Origin of the sequence: Caballeronia sp. NCF2, from assembly GCF_023631205.1 — a bacterium.
Taxonomy (GTDB): Bacteria; Pseudomonadota; Gammaproteobacteria; order Burkholderiales; family Burkholderiaceae; genus Caballeronia; species Caballeronia zhejiangensis.
This window is the reverse complement of record NZ_JALQDN010000078.1, coordinates 1-19,604: the sequence shown is the minus strand read 5'-3', so window position 1 is coordinate 19,604 and position 19,604 is coordinate 1. Positions and strand designations below refer to the sequence as shown.

Sequence of the window (19,604 nt, the reverse complement as noted above, 5' to 3'; positions counted from 1 at the left end):
TAAACACATGCTGCACAGGTTTCGCGGGCCTGCATTCTTCAAAACGGGTAGCTTGGCGGGACGTCCTGGACAGTTACCCACTGCCATTGTGTGAACTCGTCCCAATTCGCATGGCCACCATGCCGGCCTCCGTTGCCCGATGCGCCACGGCCGCCAAACGGAATATGGCCTTCGTCGCCGACGGTCTGATCATTGATGTGCAGCAGCCCCGTCGGAATGCGATTGCCGATTGCAAGCGCTCGCATCACCGACTGGCTCACGATGCCGAGCGACAATCCATATTCGCTGTTATTGCCCAGCGCGACCGCCTCATCGTGGTCGCGAAACGTGACCACGGACAGCACGGGTCCAAACATTTCGTCATCGAATGCAGACGTACCCGGCCTCACCTTGGCTAGCACGGTCGGTTCGTAGAACAGCCGTTCAAACCTGCCGCCAGCGAGAAGCTCGCATCCTTGGGCAAGACTTGACTCGACGATCTGATGCACGCGGTCGCGCTGCCGCTCGTTGATAATCGGACCGAGTTGAACGTCGCGCTCGGCGGGGTTACCGACACGCAGTGTCTTCGCCTTTTGCACGAGCTTCTGCGTAAACGCTTCGGCCAAGTGCTCATGAACCAGCACAATGCCCGTTGCCATGTAGATTTGCCCCTGATGCAGATATCCGCCCCATGCCGCGCACGATGCCGCAAGATCGAGGTCCGCATCGTCCAAGACTATCAGGCGATTCTTGCCGCCTAGTTCGAGCGTCACTTTCTTCAAATGACGGCTCGCCAGTTCTCCGACGCGGCGGCCCACACCTGTCGATTCAGTAAACGAAATCATCGATACATGACGGTCCGTAACGACCGCTTCGCCAACGTCCGCGCCACCGGGCAACACGTGGAAGCAACCGCGCGGCAAGCCCGCAAGTTCGAATAGACGCGCAATCAGAAAGCCACCCGTGATCGCAGTTTGCGGGTCGGGTTTGATCAAGACGGTGTTACCCGCGGCGAGTGCTGGTGCGGCACCCCGAATCGATAGGATAAGGGGTACGTTGAACGGCGAGATGATGCCCACGACTCCGTGCGGCAGACGGCGGGCAAAGCTCAGACGCTCGCCATCGCTCGGCGACACTACGCCGTGACTGTGGGTGAGCATCGCGGCCGCCTCGTGCAAGATGACGTTGGCGCCGTTAATCTGGGCTCGGCGAACGGCGCAATCGCGCCTGTTTCGCGCACTATCCAGTCGATCACTTCTCTACGATTTGCTTCGAGCAGCGCGGCCGCGCGCCGAAATACATCCGCGCGTTGGAGATAAGGCATGGACGCCCACTTGCGCTGCGCGGCGTGTGCGCTTCGTGCGCTCTCGGCGGTCTGTGCGAGGCTGGCCCAGCCTACTGTCGTCAGGGACTCGCCCGTCGCGGGCTCCACGATGTCTTGTGACGATGCGCCGTCGATCCAATCGCCGTTAAAAAACTTGCCCTGCCATTGAGTCGCGTCAAGCAGGCGCATTGTATGTCCGTCCATCTCGTCTCCACGATATGAGTGCTCATTCATGTAGAGACAGTAGAGCGCGCGCGTTCGGGGGTCTTGTCTGCGGAGGCGGTGGCTTGACTGAAAAAGACGTTAGCGCGAAAGGCGCTAAATGAATCACGTCGGCGGCGGGCGACGGCGGCATACCGGGTAGCACGCGTCGCGCGTTACGCGGTATGCGCTCATGACGTGGCGGACATGTCCGCGCCGAGCGACGCTTCGATTTCCTGCGCGCCGCTCTTGACGATGGCGGCGAGACGCTGACAGGCGCGCATATCCGTGTCATCGCTGACCACGTAGCTCAGGCTGCCGATCGCATGTTTATCTTCGTCGAGGATGGGCGCCGCGATGCCGATGCAACCCGCGTCCACCTCGCCCGTCGTGATCGCGTATCCCGTCTTGCGAATAGCGGCCAGCGACGCACGAAATTCGTCGAACGTGGCGCCGAGCGCTGCGGCCGCTGCGTCGGACACATGCGCTTCGTACAGTGCACCCAGCCATCGCGCCGGCTGATTCGCGAGAATCACCTTCGATGTCGCGCCAGCGAAGAGCGGCATTGGCCGTCCGCGCTCATAGCTTACCAATGGATGAGGACCGGCCGTGAAGACTTGACGCATGCACAACACGGTGTCCTCGTACGAACGGCACAACAGCACGGCCGAACCGTCCGGCCCGTACCTGCGCAAGTCATCCATTACCGGAGCAGCGGATGTCAATAGCGGGTCAGTAAGCTGAATCTGCCGGTCGAGTTGAATAATGGCGGGACCTAGCGCATAGACGCCCTTGCGCATCGACGCGATCAGCCCGGCGCTCTCGAGTGCCCCGATAAAGCGATACGCGGTGGCGGGCGACACACCCATCGCAGCGCCAATTTCGTCCGCCGTCCAAGTCGGTCGTTCAAACGTGAACAGCTTTAATACGCCTAAGGCGCGATTGGAAGCCATCGTTGCTGCCTTTTTCAAGTTCCTTTCCACACGTTGCAGCTCTCCTCCCAAAGTCTCATTATCGCCGTCATTTCACTTGAGAACTGAACAAAAATTCTCTTATTTTGATAAGGGTTAAATCGTATGGACGCTCGTCATGATCGCTGCGACGATTCTTTTCCCAACTCGGGAGGACACGATATGGCTGCAATCAGAAAGGTCACCACTGATTCCAGTGCGGACCCAATGTGTGCTGTACATTGGAAATACTGGTTGAGTGAGCACGTCGCGCGCGCTCCCGACGACGTCGAATTACCCGGCATCTGCTTCATACCAGAGCCTTCGACGCAGTTCAAAGGCAGCATCGAAGCGGCTGACCTCGGCTCGCTCCCGGTTTGCCGTGTGTCGATGTCGGCGAGTCAATACTGGCGTAAGCAGTCAGTGTTGCCGGACGACGCCCCGCTCATGGTCGTGATTCAAACGAGAGGCAGCAGTCTTTTCGAGCAGAACGGCGGGGGCGCTGTCCTATGTCCCGGCGACTGGTGTGTGTTCGACACGGCCCGTCCTTTCAGCGTGAAGACAGCGCGGGAAAGCGAGCACATCGTTTTGATGCAGCGTCGCCAGCTTGCACCGGCCGACGTCCTCCCTGCGTCGGTGGCATCCCGGCGCTATGGGCGGGCGGGTGTCGCCCGACTCGTCCACGAGATGGCCGTATCCGCGTTTCGCGAGTGCGAGAAACTGAGTGCCCGCTCCGCGGCTGCGACGGCTGATTCACTCGGACGTCTCGTTGGGCTCGCAATCGAAGAGTCGGCGGGCGAGCAGAGGATCGCGAGTCGCCTAGAATTAATTACCAGCTACATCAACGAGCATCTTGCGGATCCAGAACTCGACGTGCGCAGCCTCGCCCACGCACTGGACTATTCGCCGCGACAGATTCACCGCGTCTTCGGCGAACAGAGCGACATTACAGTGACCGATTACATCTGGAGGACCCGTCTTGACCGCTGTGTTAACGCGCTGCGTTCGCCCGACAATGCCCATTTGACGATCACCGAAATCGCCTATTCGTGGGGATTCACCAGCTCCGCCCATTTCAGTCGCGCCTTTCGCGCAGCGTTCGGGGTAACACCGAGTGCTTACCGAAAGAACCTGTGAGCGTCGCTTGGGTCATATGAACAACCTGGCCGCGCCAGCCGCAGGGACGTCTCATTCTGCCGTCGCCAGGGGATGCGCACTCACGGCCCGGGCTCCCGTTACGTAGACTGACAATGCGAGGCACCGGCAGCACCTCTTCGGCGATGCCTGCTCCGTTGCCGGGAACGCGGATGCGAGGATGCTCCTCGTTTTCCCGGCTCGCGATAACACCAACGTTGCCTTCATTGCCTGTGTGGCGCGCCGCGTTAGTCAACAAATTGGAACTCACTTGCGTCAGACCTACCGGCGGTCCAGTCATTCAGTGCCCGACCGTCCAATCGGGGAGACGCCCTAACGCCTTGTTGCCCGCTTGAGTGTTTGCGACGGTGTTTCGCCGAAGAGTTGCTTGTAGTCGTTGGAAAAGCGGCCGAGATGTGAAAAGCCCCAGTTCATCGCGATGGAAGAGACATTGCCTTCCGCGCGGTCGGCGAGAATATCGCAATGCACCGCTTCCAGCCGGTGCATCCTCAGGTAGGCCATAGGCGCATGGCCGAAATGCTGGTTGAAGCCGTCGAACAGCTTGTAGCGCGACACGCCCGCAGCCCGCTCGATGTCCTCGAGTGCAACATTTTCGCGCGCATTGTCATGGATGAACTGCTTCGCGCGCAACAGGTAGTGCGCGCACGAAGGCCGCATGGCCTCGGCGAGCGTTTGCGAGTAGTTGTTCGGCTGAGAAAGCAAAAGGCCCTTGATCAGCACCTGCTCGAGGTCTCCTGTCATATGCTGGTGATGGAGTAGCGGCCCCGCCCGGCCCATCTCCCCCAGAAGGAACTTGACCATCCGCCACCAGGCTGCCTGATCGCCATCTGTGGCATTCATCTCCGGCTCGAACGTCAACGCGGCGTCGAGCGGCTGTCGCAGAAGCCCTTCGAGCACGTGGGTTAGCGCCGGACGTGGAATGGAAACAATGATCTTGCGGCAATTGCCGTTGATCGCGAGGTCCTGTGTCTCATGCGGCGACAGAACGAGACCCCGGTCCTCGTCCGAGAGCCACCGTCGTCCCCTCGCCGCGAGTTCCTGCTGCCCAGTCAGCGGCAGGCTCACGCTATAGCAGTTGAGTGGCGCCTCGTTGCGCACGGAGACGGTGACATCGGTGCCATATTCGACGAACCCTAGCGTGCTCGCCATGGAGCGCATCACCGTCCCTGAATGATGGAACTGAAGCGCCCGCGGGCTGCTCGCCTGCAACCCGTGCGGCCCGCAAATCGAAGCCATCCAGTCCCGCGCGCCTTCGAGGTCGTGACGCATCGCATCAATGCCACGCGAATCGGTGACTGCGAATGTTGACATGGCGTGGCACTGAAAAATTGAGGAAAATCCAATCGTAACCACGCCCTGCCTAGACAAAATACCGGAAACACCCGAGGCGTACGCTGCGCCGCAACTTCACGACGCCGATTGCGTGCTGTTGCTGTCTGCGAATTTCTCGTAGCAGAGTCGGTGATGGTCGTGCACGCGCTCGCTCGCGAGCCACGTCTTGATCACGTCAACCATAGGAGGCGGTCCGCACACGTACATATCGAACGGGTTCGCTTCGAGGAACGCGCGGTCGAAATGCTCGGGGATCAGTCCTATTTTGCCCTGCCACTCCTGGGCGGGATTCATCACAACAATTTCGCAGGCAAAGTCGGCGATGCGCTCCTCGTAGGACTTCAACCGGTCGAGTTCGCAAAGGTCGCGTGCGTTCGTCACGCCGTAATACAGACGCACTGGCTTGCCACAGCCGCCGTTGTGCGCGAGATCATCGAGCATGCCTAAAAACGCAGACAAACCCGTGCCGCCCGCGACCATCACGACTGCCCGCTCCACCTCCCGCAGATAGAACGTGCCGAGCGGCGCCTCAAACTCGATCGTCTGACCGGGCCGGCAACGCTCACGCATATACTTGCTCATTGCGCCGTCCGGCAGAAGACGGATCAGGAACTGCAACTGATTGCTGTCATTAGGCCGGTTGGCAAACGAATATGAACGCCATGCACCCGCGTCAGGCACGTGCAGGCGAGCATACTGCCCGGGCAAGAAATCAAGCCTTCGCGGATGGGCGCTCGCGTCCAGATGCAGGATCGCCGTCGTTTCGGAAATCTGCTTCACGGCCGTGACCTGCCCCGTGATCGACGTCGTGCCACCCGCGCTGCACAGGCTGGAATCGAAGTCGAAATAAAACGATGCATCGGATTGCACGCGCGTCTGGCAGGACAAGATCTTGCGTGCGGCGAGATCGTCCGCGGACAGCGTTTCCTCGTCGACATAATCCTGCGTGTAACTGCCCGATTCACAGCGACCCTGGCAGGTTCCACACACACCCTCGCGACAATCGAGTGGGAGGTTCACGCCATTGCGCAGCGCGGCGTCGAGCAAAAGCTCGCTCGTGCGGACATCGAAGAACACAGTCTTGCCGTCGGCAAAGCTGAAGGCGACCTTGTGGCTCATGTCGTGGTACTCCCGCTCACAGATGGTAGAAATCAAGCACTGCGTTGATCGTGTCGTTCAACAGCAGCACGTGCTTGCGCGCGATCTTCCAGGAGGCGCCAGCGGGGCGCAATTGGTACGTGACTTGTCCAAAGAAGTGTTCGCCAATACCGCGCCGCGCGTAGAAAGTGGCCCAGTTGGCCTTCACTTCCAATTCGCCGCGTTCGCGCTCCGCGATACGTACGTTGGTGATCTGATGAAGCGTGCGCGGCAGCGGCGTCGATGCCGCCGACTTGCCCGTGCGCAGGCGAAACACGCGATCATCGAGACCCGTCCGGTTCGCGTAGTAGATGAGTGACATGCCGCGTTTCGGGTCACTCGTGTATACGTGCTCGGAGTCCCATTGAGGCACGTGAAATTCGCTATCTTCATCGAAGAGGTCGAGGTACTCGTCCCAGTTCTGCGCGTCGCAAAGCTCGGCCTTGCGATAGAGAAACTGCTCGACCGATTGCTGCAGCGTATGCGTGTCTGACATGGTTCAAGCCTCCTTCTTAGTGTTCATTTGTTGTGCAAGACCGTTCTTGAGGAACGTCTGCCACGCGCCGTGCTGGTTGACGTAAAGACCCTCGTGGGTAAACTCCGTACCGCACAGCGCGGGCGCGATGCCGAGCAGTCGCGTGTTGGCCGTCTCACCCGACAACCACTTGTGATGACCGCGCGAGATGTCGCTCCAGCGCTCGAGACGCGCCTGGAAGCCGCGCTGCTGCTCGCGGAACTCCACCAGGTCGTCCGGCGTGCCCATGCCCGAAACGTTGAAAAAGTCCTCGAACTGCCGGATGCGGCTTTCACGGTCCTGATCCGATTCGCCCTTTACGCCGATGCATTGGCTGGTGACTTCGGTCTTGTTCCAGGCTACCGGACGCACGATGCGCAACTGCGAGCTGATCTGGTCCATGAAAAAGAGGCTCGGATAGATGTTCAGATTGCGCAGACGATGCATCATCCACTCAGCCTTCTGCTGGCCGTGCTCTTCGACAAGGCGCGGCATGACACTCGCGTAGCCCGGACGCACGCTGGGGTTCGGCATGTCGCTGAATAGGACGCTGTGGCCGTTCCTGAACGCGAACCAGCCGTCGTCGGTATCGGCGTCGCCCGCGCCAAGCTTGCTGTAGTCGAGCGTGCGGTTCGTCGCCCCGCCGGCCTGCGCATTCGCCTCCTGGCGGTGCTTCACCGTGGCGACGTAGTTGTAGTGCACCGTGCTCACGTGATACCCGTCGAGGCCGTTTTCGTTCTGCAGCTTCCAGTTGCCTTCGTAGGTGTAGGTGGACTTGCCCGGCAGCACTTCGAGCTCGCCCGTCGGTGATTGCGCCACCATCATGTCGAAGAAAATGCGCGCGTCGCCAAGATAGTCCTCGAGCGTGTTGGTCGCATCGACGTCGAGGCTAATGAACACAAAGCCCTTGTAACTCGCAATGCGAGCTTTTTTAAGGCCTCGTGTGGACTTGTCGAAGTCCTCGCAGTACTCGCCGGGCGCCTTGACCTTGACGAGACGCCCATCGCTCTTGTAGCACCACGCATGGAACGGGCACGTGAAAGTCGACTGATTGCCTTTATCCACTCGCGTGAGCGTCGCACCACGGTGCTGGCACGCGTTGATCATTGCATTGAGCTGACCGTTGGCGTCGCGCGAAATGATCATGGGCTGCCGGCCTGCACGCATCGTCATGAAGTCGTTCGTCTTGGGAATCTCGCTCTCGTGGCAGGCGTAGATCCAGTTTTTCTCGAAGATGAACTCCATCTCGAGGTCGAACAGCTGCGGCTCCGTGAACATCTCTCGAGCGATGCGATAGACGCCCTCAGCTGGACGGAAGTCAAGGCATCCGCCGACGAAATCCTGCCACTGCGACGTAGTTTTTTCCGCGCTCACGATGGGTTCTCCTCCTGCCATTAAGCGGTCTCGCGACCAAGTCTCCGATGAGGTGGATTGAATACCCGATGCAGCGGCTGCGCTATCCACTTGGTCGCTGTTTTCTATCCATTTTTTTCGTCGACGCGCCGTGCGGGGCGGTGCGGGGCGGTGCGACGACCGAGCCCGACCGCGCACGAGCGTTCGGCTGGCCAGACTAAAAAAAACGGATAGGAGGTGACGAGTAGACGGATAGCGCGCGCGCGGGCGCAAGTGTTTAATCCTGTGGACGCCACTGAACGCCCGTCGATGACTGCGCATCGAAGGCCGATGGGGTAAGCACCGGTGGATGGGCGCCGGGTCCACGAATTTCATCAGCTTCTGCCATGAGCTCAACCACTATCGAACGCATCGAAACCTGCCTACTCGATCTGCCCACAATCCGCCCGCACAAGCTTTCTGTGGGTACGATGCACGGACAAACATTGATGCTGGTGAAGGTGTACTGCAGCGATGGCGTTGTCGGTATCGGTGAAGGCGCCACGATCGCCGGCATGGCCTACGGTCCGGAAAGCCCCGAGTCGATAACGCTCGCCATCGACAACTACTGCGCTGCGGCGATGATCGGGCGGGACCCCACCGGCATTCAGGCGCTGATGGCGTACGTCGGTAGGCTGGTCAAAGGCAATCACTTCGCGAAGAGCGCGCTGGAAACGGCGTTGTTAGATGCGCAAGGCAAGCGCCTAGGCGTGCCGGTGAGCGACTTGCTTGGCGGTCGCCGTCGCGAACGTCTGCCCGTCGCGTGGACGCTGGCTTCGGGCGACACGGCCAAAGACATCGCCGAGGCTGAGAAGATGCTCGAAGCGCGACGGCACAACGTCTTCAAGCTGAAGATCGGTGCGAAAGAGCTGGAGGCCGACGTTCGGCATGTCGCCGAGATCAAACGGGCGGTCGGAGACCGCGCGGCCGTTCGCGTGGACGTCAACATGGCCTGGAGCGAGATGCAGGCAACGCGCGCCATTCCCGCTTTGGTCGACGCCGGCTGCGAACTGGTCGAACAGCCGGTGGCTTCACCAGCGGCGCTGGGGCGCCTGAGGGGCCGCTTCCCGGTTGCATTGATGGCCGACGAAATCCTGCAGGGTCCGCAAAGTGCGTTTGAGATCGCAAAGAACCACGGCGCCGACGTGTTCGCAGTCAAGATCGAACAAAGTGGTGGGTTGTTTGCTGCGCAGCAGGTCGCCGCGATTGCCGATGCAGCGGGTATCGAACTCTATGGCGGCACGATGCTCGAAGGCGCGTTCAGCACTATAGCATCGGCGCATCTGTTCGCCAGCTTCGCGAACCTGCAGTGGGGTACGGAATTATTCGGGCCACTATTGATCGTCGAAGAAATCCTGTCGGATTCGTTGGACTACAGCAATTTCGAACTGACTGTGCCGAATGGCCCGGGTCTTGGTATTGAACTGGACGAAGTTAGGGTCAAGCGCTTCACCCGCGATGGGCTCATAAAGATCACCCGATAATTCCGACGCAGCAAAGGATATTGACGATGCTTTTCCACGTAAAAATGGATGTGAATCTGCCGGCCGATATGCCGGCGGAAGTCGCCAGTGACATCAAGGGTCGCGAGAAGGCGTATTCACAGGCGCTGCAGCACAGCGGGAAGTGGCGCCATATCTGGCGTCTCGCAGGCGAGTATGCCAATTTCAGCATCTTCGACGTTGAAAGCAATGCGGAACTGCACGACATCCTGACGGGTTTGCCGCTCTTCCCATACATGAAGATTTCGGTGACGCCGTTGTGTCGTCATCCGTCGTCGATTCGTGACGACGACGTTTAAGCTGGAGAGAACTGCTCTTTCGAGGGCGAGCGCGTCACGAATCGCAATTTCCCTGAGAACTACATGGAGACAGTAACAATGAGCGTCAAAGTATTCGATACGCAAGAAGTGCAGGACCTGCTGAAGGCCGCTGTCAACATCGACAGCAAGGACGGCAACGGCCGTTTCAAGCAGGTTCTTCAGCGACTGCTCGGCGATTTGTTCAAGGCTATCGACGACCTCGACATCACGCCCGATGAAGTCTGGGCCGGTGTCAACTATCTGAACAAGCTTGGACAAGACGGCGAAGCGGCGCTGCTCGCCGCCGGACTCGGTCTGGAGAAGTATCTCGACATTCGCATGGACGCCGCTGACAAGGCAATCGGCATCGACGGCGGCACGCCGCGTTCGATCGAAGGTCCGCTATATGTTGCCGGTGCGCCGATACGCGATGGCGTATCCAAGATCGACATTAATCCCGACCCGCGCGCTGGCCCGCTCGTCATCCATGGCACGGTCACAGGCCTGGACGGAAAGCCGCTTGCAGGCGCCCTAGTGGAATGCTGGCATGCCAATTCAAACGGCTTCTATTCGCATTTTGATCCGACCGGCACGCAGGGCGAATTCAACCTGCGCGGCGCGGTCAGGACAGGTGAGGATGGCAAGTACCAATTCCGCACGCTCATGCCGGTGGGCTACGGGTGCCCGCCGCAGGGTGCGACTCAGCAGCTGTTGAACGAGGTCGCCCGTCACGGCGACCGTCCGGCGCACGTGCACTTCTTCGTGACGAGCGACCAGCACCGAAAGCTGACCACGCAATTTAACATCGAAGGGGATCCGCTCATCTGGGACGACTTTGCCTACGCCACCCGCGAGGAACTGATTCCCCCTGTCATCGAAAAGACGGGCGGCGCCGCACTGGGCCTAAAAACCGATACCTACAAGGACATTGAGTTCAACGTTACCCTGACTCCGCTCGTTCAGGGCAAGGACAACCAGATCGTCCATCGCCTGCGCGTTGCCTCGGCGTAACAGCCCCGCGTGGCGGCCGACCGGACCTGCGCAACAGCCATCCGGAGATACCGAACGGCGTAACGAACAGGGCCTGGTTTGACGACTCGCTCGCACGTGCGACGGGTCGTTTTTCATTTGGCGACGCCTTCAGCTGAGTGCGTAGCCGCTGAAGGCAACCAGGCTTGCTTGCAAAGGGCGTTAGACAGCGCCGCAATCATCCCCTGCCGGATCGTCTGAACCGCGTGCACAAAGCTGATGCGCGTGTGGCAGGCCTCGGTTCGCGGGCAGCAACGGCGATCTCGCGACGGATCAGGTTATAGGCGATCAGAGCCACTGAGCATCAAATGTTTGCGGTTGGCAGAGCTGACGGCAATGCGCGGTGTCGTCCCATCCATGCCTCACAAGCTCAATTCTTGAACCGGTTGCGGACCGCGTCGTGCGTGCACTGGCAGTGCGCCGTGCGCTCAAACAGCCGTGCGAGCGGCGCCTGTCCGATGCGACGGTGCCGCTGCGCCACGACCGCGCTGTCGCTCACAAACGGACTCGCGTGTAAGGCAGCGCCAAATCCGAGTGATGGGGCGAGCGCAGCAGTTGGCCAATGGGAGTCGACTGGCCGAACATTTGCCGTATGAGTGAATCGTTGGCAGCGGTTGAGGCCACCTGGTACCGAGCCTATCGCTCACTGATCGGTATGGGCTTCAGCATCTGACTGCGACCAGTCGGTCGGTCATTTTTTTCACCGCAAGGCGGAGGTCCGTCTCCTCATCCCCGGACCACGTTGCGCCGGCCGCCTCTTCGACCTCGGTTTTCGGCTCCGCGAAGACCTCGCTCCCTTATTAGGAGTTTCCCTTGTTCTGCAGGGTTTTTGCATTCCGCGGATAACCGCTAAAAAAAACGGATAGAGCCGTTTGTTTTGTCGCCGAACACTGGAGCCTCTCAAGCCGCAACCCCATCAGAGAGGCCACAATGAAAGGACGATACGTAGACATTCCTGCACCGCACGGCGACGCATTCCGCGCCTACCTAGCGGTCCCTGAAAGCGGCACGGGACCTGGAATCGTACTCTGCCAGGAAATCTTCGGCGTCAACGCGACTATGCGCGAAGTGGCCGACTACTACGCCGAGGAAGGCTACACAGTGCTGGTTCCCGATCTGTTCTGGCGCGTCGAAACAGGTATCGAACTCGGCTATACAGAAGCCGGTTTTGAGCGCGCGTTAGACCTCTATCGGCGGTACGACGAAGACAAGGGCGTTGCAGATATCGCCGCGACGCTCGACGTACTTCGCACGCTGCCCGAGTGTCAAGGCGAAACAGGTGTGCTCGGCTTCTGCATGGGCGGCAAGCTTGCCTATCTCGCCGCCTGCCGCCTGCCCGTGACGTGCGCAGTCAGCTATTACGGCGTGGGCATCGAGCGGGCACTGGACGAAGCCGCCAGCATCAAAGGTCGCCTCGTCCTGAACATCGCGGCGCTCGACCGCTTCTGTCCGCCCGAAGCACAGAAACAGATCACGGCAGCGTTCGCCGGCAAGGACAACATCGAGGTGTATGTCTATCCAGGCGTCGACCACGCGTTCGCGCGCAAGGGTGGAGACCACTTCGACAAGACTTCCGCGATGATGGCCCACGAACGCGCAGTGGCCGCGTTCCGCAAGGCGATGGGCCCGCATTACGATCTGTCGGCCCTGTGGGAAGAGCATCTCGCGCATGAGTTCACGACGCGCAACGTGGACGCCACGATGGCGACGATGGTGGCCGAGCCCTACGTCAACCATATCCCGACCCTCACGGGCGGTGTTGGCTACAAGGAACTGAAACGCTTTTACAGCCATCACTTCGTCCACGCCAATCCGCCGGACACGGAGATCACGCCGGTCTCGCGCACCGTGGGCGCAACACAGATCGTCGATGAGGTGCTGTTCTGCTTCACGCACACGACCGAGATCGACTGGATGCTGCCCGGCATCGCGCCCACGGGCAAGCGCGTCGAGATACCGCTGCTTGCCGTGGTGAAGTTCCGAGGTAACAAGCTCTATCACGAGCACATTTATTGGGACCAGGCCAGCGTGCTGGTGCAGATCGGCTTGCTCGATCCTACGGGCCTCCCTACTGCGGGTGTCGAAACTGCGCACAAGCTGCTCGACGAAACCATCCCGTCGAACACGCTGATGAAGCGTTGGGACAGCAGCAGCGCCGTCGACAACGCCTGATCTCCCGGTACATCACACACACCCAACGACCATCGAGCAAGCCATGACCTCACTTGCAGGCAGGACCGCCATCGTGACGGGCGGCGCCACAATGATCGGCGCATCCGTCGCAAAAGACCTAGCTGCCGCCGGCGCCCGGGTCGCCCTCCTCGATATCGACGTACAGAACGGCAGGCGCGTGGCCGACTCGCTCGGCACCAACGGCGTCTTCATCGAAACGGACGTTACGAGCGACAGTGCGCTTACGCGAGCGGTTTCAACAACCGTCGAGACGTTCGGCGGCATCGACATCCTCGTCAACCTGGCCTGCAGCTATCTAGACAACGGCATCCAGGCAGGCCGCAACGACTGGCTTGCCGCAATGAACGTGAACGTGATCTCCGCCGTGATGCTGGTAAAGGCGGTGCGTCCGTACATGATCGAGCGCGGCGGCGGCTCGATTGTGAACTTCAGCTCGATCTCAGCCGAATGCGCACAGACAGGCCGCTGGCTCTATCCGACTTCGAAAGCCGCGCTCAAGGCGCTCACTCGCAACATGGCGCTCGATCTGGCGCGGGACAGGATTCGTGTGAACTCGGTTTCCCCAGGCTGGACGTGGTCGCGTGTGATGGACGAACTCTCTCGGGGCGACCGCGCGAAGACTGATCGCGTGGCTGCGCCCTTTCATCTGCTTGGACGCGTGGGCAATCCCGAAGAAGTCGCGCACGTCGTTACTTTCTTGTGCACCGATGCCGCGAGCTTCGTGACGGGTGCCGATTACGCCGTCGATGGCGGCTATTCAGCGATGGGCCCTGAACAGGCCGTGCCCGCAATCCCAAAACTGGCTGAGTAACTGCGCGCGCAATCCAATCAGTCTGAGCCTATCTATCAACTCGGAGATATCCGTCATGAAGAAAATTGCCATCATCGGTGCCGGCCAGTCCGGCCTGCAACTGGCGTTTGCCCTGCTCGCACGTGACTATGAGGTCACGCTCGTGACCAATCGCGATGCAGAGCAGATTCGCACCGGCAAGGTCATGTCGAGCCAGTGCATGTTCAACACGTCGCTGCAGATCGAGCGCGACCTCGGCCTGAACTGGTGGGAAGACGCTTGCCCACCCGTTGAAGGCATCGGCCTCGCGGTGCCGCATCCGGACGTGCCCGGCGGCAAGCTGATTGACTGGTCAGCGCGCCTCACGCGGCCTGCGCAATCCGTGGACCAGCGCCTCAAGATGTCGGCTTGGCTCGAGGCCGTCAAACTCCGCGGCGCCGACGTGCGGATCTGCGACGTGGGCGTGCCCGAAATGGAAGAATTGGCGCGAAGCCATGACCTCGTGCTGCTCGCGGCCGGCAAGGGCGAGATCGTAAATCTGCTGGGCCGCAACGCCGAACGCAGTCCGTTCGATAAGCCGCAGCGCGCGCTGGCGCTGACCTACGTGAAGGGTATGACGCCGTCTGACCCTTACTCGCGCGTACGCTTCAACCTGATCCCGGGTGTGGGCGAGTACTTTGTATTCCCTGCGCTGACGACGACCGGCCCGTGCGAAATTATGGTGTTTGAAGGCATTCCCGGCGGTCCGCTCGATTGCTGGAACGAGGTCAAGACACCGGAGCAGCACCTCGCGACGAGTCTTTCGTTCGTCCGCAAGTATCTGCCCTGGGAAGCCGAGCGGTGCGCCAACGTGGAACTGACCGACCCGAATGGCGTCCTGTCCGGCCGCTTCGCCCCCACGGTGCGCAACCCATACTTCCGCCTACCTTCCGGCAAGACGGTGTTCGGCATGGCCGATGCGATAGTCGTGAACGATCCGATCACAGGCCAGGGTTCGAACAATGCCGCTAAGTGCACCAAGGTCTACCTCGATGCAATTCTGGAACGCGGCGGCGCCGCCTTCAGCGAGGACTGGATGCAGCAGACATTCGATCGCTATTGGTCGTATGCGCAAGCAGTCATTAAGTGGACGAACTCGATGCTCACGCCGCCGCCGCCGCACATTCTCGAACTGCTTGGTGCGGCCGGTCAGTTCCCTTCGCTAGCCTCGCTCATCGCCAATGGTTTCGATGACCCGCGCACTTTCTCGCCCTGGTGGTTCGACCCTGCAGCTTGCGCGGCGCTGATTGGCGAGCACGCTGCGATCGCCGCGAACGCCGCCTGATCGATCGAATACCTAAGGAGATAAGTCATGTCCAGCACTTACGAGCCCGCAGCTGAAAAGCCTCACGACCTGGTCAACTTCGTGCGGCAACTTCGCAACGCCTTCGGGCAGTATCCGACGGGCGTCACCGTCATCACTGCCGCCGCGGAGGACGGACGCAAGGTCGGCCTGACCGCGAACTCGTTTGCATCGCTCTCGCTCGACCCGCCGCTCGTGCTGTGGAGTATCAGCAAGACGTCGCCCAGCTGCGCGGATTTCGTGAATGCCGGGCACTTCGCGATCAACGTGCTGGCCGAGGACCAGATCGACCTGTCCCGCCGCTTTTCGAAAGCATCGCCGGACAAGTACGCCGGCGTCGCTTGCCGTGAAAGCCTGGGCGGCACGATGGTGCTCGATGGATGCAGCGCGCATTTCGTTTGCCGCAATCTTGCGCAGCACGAAGGCGGCGATCACGTGATTTTTATCGGGCATATCGAGCATTTCGAGGCAAACGGACACGCGCCCCTGGTCTTCCATTTGGGACAGTACGGCGCGGTCGCCAATAACCTTTTCTTTTCTTGATCCGATTATTTCGCATGCCTTACATGATGAGAGGTCGTTCAATGAAGCACCGCGCGTCCAGCCTGCTGCTTTCCTGCCTCACTGCGATCGGCTTGATATACACGACATCGGCGACCGCTAGCGATCTACCCAATATCAACCTGGGTTTCACGAGCTTCCTCGATGGTGCGCCGCCGGCAGGCTCTGGCTGGTATGCAACGCAGTACCTCGAGTACTACACGGCAGACCGTATCAATGACAATGCCGGCAACAAGGTCGCTTTGCCGAAACAGAACGTCGATGTCTTCGCGGGACTGACGCAACTCGTCTATCAGTCACCGTTCAAGATCGCGGGCGCCCATCCGGGCATCGACGTCATCCTGCCGTGGGTGGCGTCGGCGCATACCGACGACGGCGTGGGCGACGTGGCGCTGAACGCACGCACCGGGTTCGGCGACGTCCTGATTGGGCCGTTCATCCAGTTCGATCCGGTGATGGGCCCCGACGGACCACGCTTTGCGCACCGTTTCGAATTTCAGATCATCGCACCAACGGGCGCATATAATCCGAGCAAGGCGATCAGCCCCAGCAGTGGTTTCTGGTCGATCGATCCGTATTGGGCGGCGACATTCTGGGTCAATCCGAAATGGACAGTTTCCTGGCGACTGCACTACCTTTGGAACGCCACGAACAATCGTCCTTATCAGGGTCTTGGAGCCGGCGCCGCTTCATCGCAGGCCGGGCAAGCGCTGCACATCAACATCGCCACCGAATACGAGGTCATGCCGGGTCTGCGCATCGGCCTCAACGGCTACTGGCTGCGCCAGATCACCGACGTGAAGGTGAATGGCGAGAACGTGTCCGGGCAACGTGAAGCGGTCTGGGCGATTGGTCCGGGTGCGATGTATAGCTTCTCGCAGCAAGACCACCTGATGTTCAACGCCTATTTCGAGGCGGGCGCGCGGAACCGGCCGGAAGGAACGCGCGTTGTACTGCGCTATGTGCATCACTTTCATTGACATGCTCGACGGAGGCCCGCCGTAAGGCGGGCGCTGAGTGATTCCTCGAGTACGCGGCTGGCAGGCGTTCATCGGGTGTCCGCCCTGTACGCCGGGATCAGGCTCGGGGCGGCGATGTCCTTTACCGCAGCAAAATGCTGACGATGGTTAGAGTGTGCACCTTCGAGGGTTATGCCATACAGGCGGACCGCGCTCGCAGCCAGCGAAAGAGGCGATGATGAAAAGAGATCTGCTGCCCGCGTATATCGTGTGTCGTCAATTCGGGCGTTGGGATGAGCACGATGTTCGCGGGTTCGTTCAAGCTTCGACGCTCGATCTCCATGAGAAAATGGAAATCGGCAACTACCGCCGACGCTACCGCGCGAAAGCCATGGTAGGGCGTTGCGTTTCGGGAGGGTAGACTCGCCATGAGCGGTCGCCGTGCCGGAAAAAGAAAAGTGCGAGCGTACCCATTGGACCTGAAGTTTCGACGCACACAAAACGGTGCCGATGTGATCCGAGACGACTGATCTGAACCACACGCATATACGTCGTATGCGTCAGTACCAGCCACTTGCCAACCTGACCATGCAGGGAAGTTTCGGCGATGTCCATCATGTCCTCCTTGTGCACGCGCCCAACTTGGCTGAGCGCTCGATTCCAGTATCGAGGTCGGACTACGATCGTGATATCCGGCAACTTCAACCACTGTCCAGCAACTCCTGGAATTTCGCGCTGTGCGCGAGGAAACCGGAGCGGTCCGCCGGTGTTGCGGGTATATGCCGATGCGAACGATGCGCATCCTTTTCTAAGATGGAAGATGGCCCGTTTCTTGCGGTCGAGACGCGAAGACCGGATATCGGGCGTGTAAGGTCGGAGGTGAACCTTGGAAAATCGGTCAGAGTCCCGCTTCGACGTGCAAAGCCTGGCAACGGCGCCCTGTTTCAATCGCGATAACCTCTTAATGCAGTCGACCGATCTGGAGGAAGTACGGGCGATTGTCGGCAGAGTGTTCCGTCCGCACGGACTCTCAGTCGTGACGGCCGTACATGATCTTCTGGGACGCATGCACCATGTACGACATGGCGATGTGTCGTTGAATCTGCTCGGCTACGGCAGCGAGGTTGTGATTGACCCGGGGCGCCTAGAGAATTTCTTTTTGCTCCAGATTCCCATTCACGGCAACGCGGAAATCGAATGCGGCAACCGACGTTTCGTTTCGACACCGCAGGCGGCCTCGCTCCTCTCTCCTTCATTGCCGTTACGGATGCGGTGGGGTGATGCTTGCCCCCAGGTCATCCTTAGGATTGAGCGTGGCGCCATTGAGGAACACTGCGAGAAGCACCTGGGGGAGTCGTTCAGCCGCCCTGTGGAGTTCGAGCCGGAGCTGTCACTAAATTCTCCGGCAGGCAGTTGTCTTACGCATTTGCTGCCTCTGCTGGCGGACGCGATGAGTGTCGACAACCATCCGTTGATGAATCCGCTGGCATTCAACCAGTTTAAATCGTCCCTGATTAACGCACTCCTTTACGGGCAATCTAATACAGCCCGCGACGGCATACGCCGTCCGGCGGGGACACTCGCCCCCCTTTTCGTCCGCCGTGTTGAGGAGTTCATCCGCGCCAACGTTCAAGAACCGCTGACCATCGAGTGCATCGCTGAACATGCAGGCGTGAGCGCCAGCAGGCTATTCTCCGGTTTCAAGAACTACTATGGGATGAGCCCGATGGGATACGTGCGGCAATTGCGACTTGAGCGTGTACGGCAGGAATTGGTGACCGTAGGAGGATCTGGCAGCATGTCGGTCACGGAAATCGCCACCAAGTGGGGCTTTGCGCATCTCGGCAGGTTCTCGGTTGAGTATAAAAAGCACTTTGGTGAATCGCCGTCCGCTTCTCTCCGTTGCCGGCGAAAATCGGATTAATTTCGTCATCAGCTCTAGTGAGCCAGCGCTGCTAGCTCCGATCCCTCGAAGGCAATCGATCTTCGAAGCGCAACCCCTCGCGCCCAGTAAGTGCAAGCGAACACACCGGGTTCAAAGAAGGTCCTTCTGGACGAGCGCGAGACCTATCGCTTCATCGCAGCGTTCATAGAGTGCGGTCAGCATGTCCAAGCGCCCTTTTTGCGCTTGCAGTCAGCTTCCGATCGCTCACGGTTCGGCGGTGTGCAGCACGTCGACGGAGAAAGTGTCGGGCCGTTCTGGGCCAAAGCTTAGGCGACGAAAAGCAAGTGTCTCTCGCGCTCGTACATGCGTGCGAGGTGATCAGCAAGCATTTCCGCATTGACGCGGGGATCCTCGAACGCGCATTGCGGCCTGAAAATCTGGCGGAGTTAGCCGCCGCACGGGATGCAGAAATCGCATCTCCGCTCCAAGATGTTCCCGAACTTCCGGAAGACGCCGAGGCGGTGCGAGAAAAGCATGCGCCAGTCCAAGCGGCCCTGGCCGACGATCTGGCGAAGGCGATCGCTGCCAAGAAAATTACGTCTCACTGAGCATACCCAAGATGCGTCAGGCGCTGCTGCGTATTTCGGACGAAGGTGACCGGCCGTTTCGGGATCGTGACCGGCGATTTCGGCAACGTGACCGGCCGTTTCGGGAACGTGACCGGACGGACCGGAGGACAGGACTGGCGTTGCGCATGACATCAACCACGCGAGCTATGCTCGCCGGCTTTTGCCGGAGAGAGCATGCCCGCGCACCGGATGAACATGCGCATGATCAAGGACGTTTTACGACTTAAGTTCGACGGCGGTTTCTCGCATGATCGAATCGCCGCGTCGCTGGGCATTTCCAAGGGCGTGGTCACGAAGTACGTCGGACTGGCGGGTGCCGCCGGGCTGGATTGGGCCAGCGCCTGTGATATGGACGAAGGCGAGCTCGAGCGACGGCTTCTTGGCAAGCCCACCGGACCCGCGGCCTATGCACAGCCCGACTACGGTCGCAT

17 protein-coding genes and 2 pseudogenes are annotated in these 19,604 nt (G+C 60.1%); 12 read left to right on the top strand and 7 right to left on the bottom strand.

The features are described 5' to 3' along the window. Positions 1-38: 38 nt before the first annotated feature. Together NCS02_RS30315 and NCS02_RS30310 are read right to left on the bottom strand one after the other, a co-directional pair. A pseudogene (locus NCS02_RS30315) lies at positions 39-1,492 on the bottom strand (benzaldehyde dehydrogenase). A 203-nt stretch (positions 1,493-1,695) separates the two neighbouring features. Beyond that, positions 1,696-2,508: an IclR family transcriptional regulator gene (locus NCS02_RS30310; protein WP_250520665.1), complete on the bottom strand. Its 813-nt coding sequence runs from the start codon at positions 2,506-2,508 to the stop codon at positions 1,696-1,698. A gap of 129 nt (positions 2,509-2,637) precedes the next feature. Between NCS02_RS30310 and NCS02_RS30305 the strand changes: the two genes are divergently transcribed. Beyond that, positions 2,638-3,591 carry a helix-turn-helix domain-containing protein gene (locus NCS02_RS30305; protein WP_250520666.1) on the top strand — a complete coding sequence of 318 codons (954 nt, stop codon included), beginning with the start codon at positions 2,638-2,640 and terminating at the stop codon, positions 3,589-3,591. Here the strand turns inward: NCS02_RS30305 and NCS02_RS36500 are convergent. From NCS02_RS36500 to antA, 5 genes are all read right to left on the bottom strand, one after another. Beyond that, positions 3,530-3,889, bottom strand: coding sequence for an ATP-binding protein (locus tag NCS02_RS36500; protein ID WP_350029916.1), 360 nt, complete (start codon positions 3,887-3,889; stop codon positions 3,530-3,532). The genes NCS02_RS30305 and NCS02_RS36500 overlap by 62 nt on opposite strands. Before the next feature lie 32 nt (positions 3,890-3,921). Then, positions 3,922-4,920 (bottom strand): AraC family transcriptional regulator, encoded by a 999-nt coding sequence (locus tag NCS02_RS30300; protein WP_250520667.1) that lies wholly within the window; start codon positions 4,918-4,920, stop codon positions 3,922-3,924. A gap of 96 nt (positions 4,921-5,016) precedes the next feature. Then, positions 5,017-6,060: an anthranilate 1,2-dioxygenase electron transfer component AntC gene (gene antC, locus NCS02_RS30295; RefSeq protein ID WP_250520668.1), complete on the bottom strand. Its 1,044-nt coding sequence runs from the start codon at positions 6,058-6,060 to the stop codon at positions 5,017-5,019. Between the two features lie 16 nt (positions 6,061-6,076). Further along, a complete protein-coding gene (antB, locus tag NCS02_RS30290; protein ID WP_250520669.1) occupies positions 6,077-6,574 on the bottom strand; it encodes an anthranilate 1,2-dioxygenase small subunit in 498 nt (165 codons plus the stop codon). 3 nt (positions 6,575-6,577) lie between these two features. Further along, positions 6,578-7,987 carry an anthranilate 1,2-dioxygenase large subunit gene (antA, locus tag NCS02_RS30285; protein ID WP_284504470.1) on the bottom strand — a complete coding sequence of 470 codons (1,410 nt, stop codon included), beginning with the start codon at positions 7,985-7,987 and terminating at the stop codon, positions 6,578-6,580. 344 nt (positions 7,988-8,331) lie between these two features. Here antA and NCS02_RS30280 point away from each other — a divergent pair, with 344 nt between their 5' ends. The 11 genes and pseudogenes from NCS02_RS30280 to NCS02_RS30225 form a co-directional block, all read left to right on the top strand. Next, the gene (locus tag NCS02_RS30280) at positions 8,332-9,468 is read left to right on the top strand and encodes a muconate/chloromuconate family cycloisomerase (RefSeq protein ID WP_250523469.1); all 1,137 of its coding nucleotides are present in this window, start codon (positions 8,332-8,334) and stop codon (positions 9,466-9,468) included. 26 nt (positions 9,469-9,494) lie between these two features. Continuing rightward, positions 9,495-9,785 carry a muconolactone Delta-isomerase gene (catC, locus tag NCS02_RS30275; RefSeq protein ID WP_250520672.1) on the top strand — a complete coding sequence of 97 codons (291 nt, stop codon included), beginning with the start codon at positions 9,495-9,497 and terminating at the stop codon, positions 9,783-9,785. A gap of 78 nt (positions 9,786-9,863) precedes the next feature. Further along, positions 9,864-10,796, top strand: coding sequence for a catechol 1,2-dioxygenase (catA, locus tag NCS02_RS30270; protein ID WP_250520673.1), 933 nt, complete (start codon positions 9,864-9,866; stop codon positions 10,794-10,796). A 948-nt stretch (positions 10,797-11,744) separates the two neighbouring features. Further along, positions 11,745-12,986, top strand: coding sequence for a dienelactone hydrolase family protein (locus NCS02_RS30265; protein WP_250520674.1), 1,242 nt, complete (start codon positions 11,745-11,747; stop codon positions 12,984-12,986). Positions 12,987-13,029: 43 nt separating this feature from the next. Then, positions 13,030-13,818, top strand: coding sequence for an SDR family oxidoreductase (locus tag NCS02_RS30260; protein ID WP_250520675.1), 789 nt, complete (start codon positions 13,030-13,032; stop codon positions 13,816-13,818). Between the two features lie 55 nt (positions 13,819-13,873). After that, positions 13,874-15,121: a styrene monooxygenase/indole monooxygenase family protein gene (locus NCS02_RS30255; RefSeq protein WP_250520676.1), complete on the top strand. Its 1,248-nt coding sequence runs from the start codon at positions 13,874-13,876 to the stop codon at positions 15,119-15,121. 27 nt (positions 15,122-15,148) lie between these two features. Beyond that, on the top strand, positions 15,149-15,682 hold the full coding sequence (locus NCS02_RS30250; RefSeq protein WP_250520677.1) for a flavin reductase family protein: 534 nt from the start codon (positions 15,149-15,151) through the stop codon (positions 15,680-15,682). A 41-nt stretch (positions 15,683-15,723) separates the two neighbouring features. Continuing rightward, positions 15,724-16,680 carry a SphA family protein gene (locus NCS02_RS30245; protein WP_250523468.1) on the top strand — a complete coding sequence of 319 codons (957 nt, stop codon included), beginning with the start codon at positions 15,724-15,726 and terminating at the stop codon, positions 16,678-16,680. Positions 16,681-17,545: 865 nt separating this feature from the next. Next, complete coding sequence (locus tag NCS02_RS30235; RefSeq protein ID WP_250520679.1) at positions 17,546-18,583, top strand: AraC family transcriptional regulator; 1,038 nt, start codon at positions 17,546-17,548, stop codon at positions 18,581-18,583. Between the two features lie 305 nt (positions 18,584-18,888). Further along, positions 18,889-19,152, top strand: a complete 264-nt coding sequence (locus NCS02_RS30230; protein WP_250520680.1) for a hypothetical protein — start codon at positions 18,889-18,891, stop codon at positions 19,150-19,152. Between the two features lie 216 nt (positions 19,153-19,368). Further along, positions 19,369-19,604: pseudogene (locus tag NCS02_RS30225) on the top strand (IS21 family transposase); the annotation flags it as partial.

Bases quoted from the DNA above. Each gene is read 5' to 3' on its own strand.
- NCS02_RS30305 (WP_250520666.1), top strand. From the start codon at position 2,638: ATGGCTGCAATCAGAAAGGTCACCACTGATTCCAGTGCGGACCCAATG.
- NCS02_RS36500 (WP_350029916.1), bottom strand. From the start codon at position 3,889: ATGACTGGACCGCCGGTAGGTCTGACGCAAGTGAGTTCCAATTTGTTG.
- NCS02_RS30300 (WP_250520667.1), bottom strand. From the start codon at position 4,920: ATGTCAACATTCGCAGTCACCGATTCGCGTGGCATTGATGCGATGCGT.
- antC (WP_250520668.1), bottom strand. From the start codon at position 6,060: ATGAGCCACAAGGTCGCCTTCAGCTTTGCCGACGGCAAGACTGTGTTC.
- antB (WP_250520669.1), bottom strand. From the start codon at position 6,574: ATGTCAGACACGCATACGCTGCAGCAATCGGTCGAGCAGTTTCTCTAT.
- antA (WP_284504470.1), bottom strand. From the start codon at position 7,987: ATGGCAGGAGGAGAACCCATCGTGAGCGCGGAAAAAACTACGTCGCAG.
- NCS02_RS30280 (WP_250523469.1), top strand. From the start codon at position 8,332: ATGAGCTCAACCACTATCGAACGCATCGAAACCTGCCTACTCGATCTG.
- catC (WP_250520672.1), top strand. From the start codon at position 9,495: ATGCTTTTCCACGTAAAAATGGATGTGAATCTGCCGGCCGATATGCCG.
- catA (WP_250520673.1), top strand. From the start codon at position 9,864: ATGAGCGTCAAAGTATTCGATACGCAAGAAGTGCAGGACCTGCTGAAG.
- NCS02_RS30265 (WP_250520674.1), top strand. From the start codon at position 11,745: ATGAAAGGACGATACGTAGACATTCCTGCACCGCACGGCGACGCATTC.
- NCS02_RS30260 (WP_250520675.1), top strand. From the start codon at position 13,030: ATGACCTCACTTGCAGGCAGGACCGCCATCGTGACGGGCGGCGCCACA.
- NCS02_RS30255 (WP_250520676.1), top strand. From the start codon at position 13,874: ATGAAGAAAATTGCCATCATCGGTGCCGGCCAGTCCGGCCTGCAACTG.
- NCS02_RS30250 (WP_250520677.1), top strand. From the start codon at position 15,149: ATGTCCAGCACTTACGAGCCCGCAGCTGAAAAGCCTCACGACCTGGTC.
- NCS02_RS30245 (WP_250523468.1), top strand. From the start codon at position 15,724: ATGAAGCACCGCGCGTCCAGCCTGCTGCTTTCCTGCCTCACTGCGATC.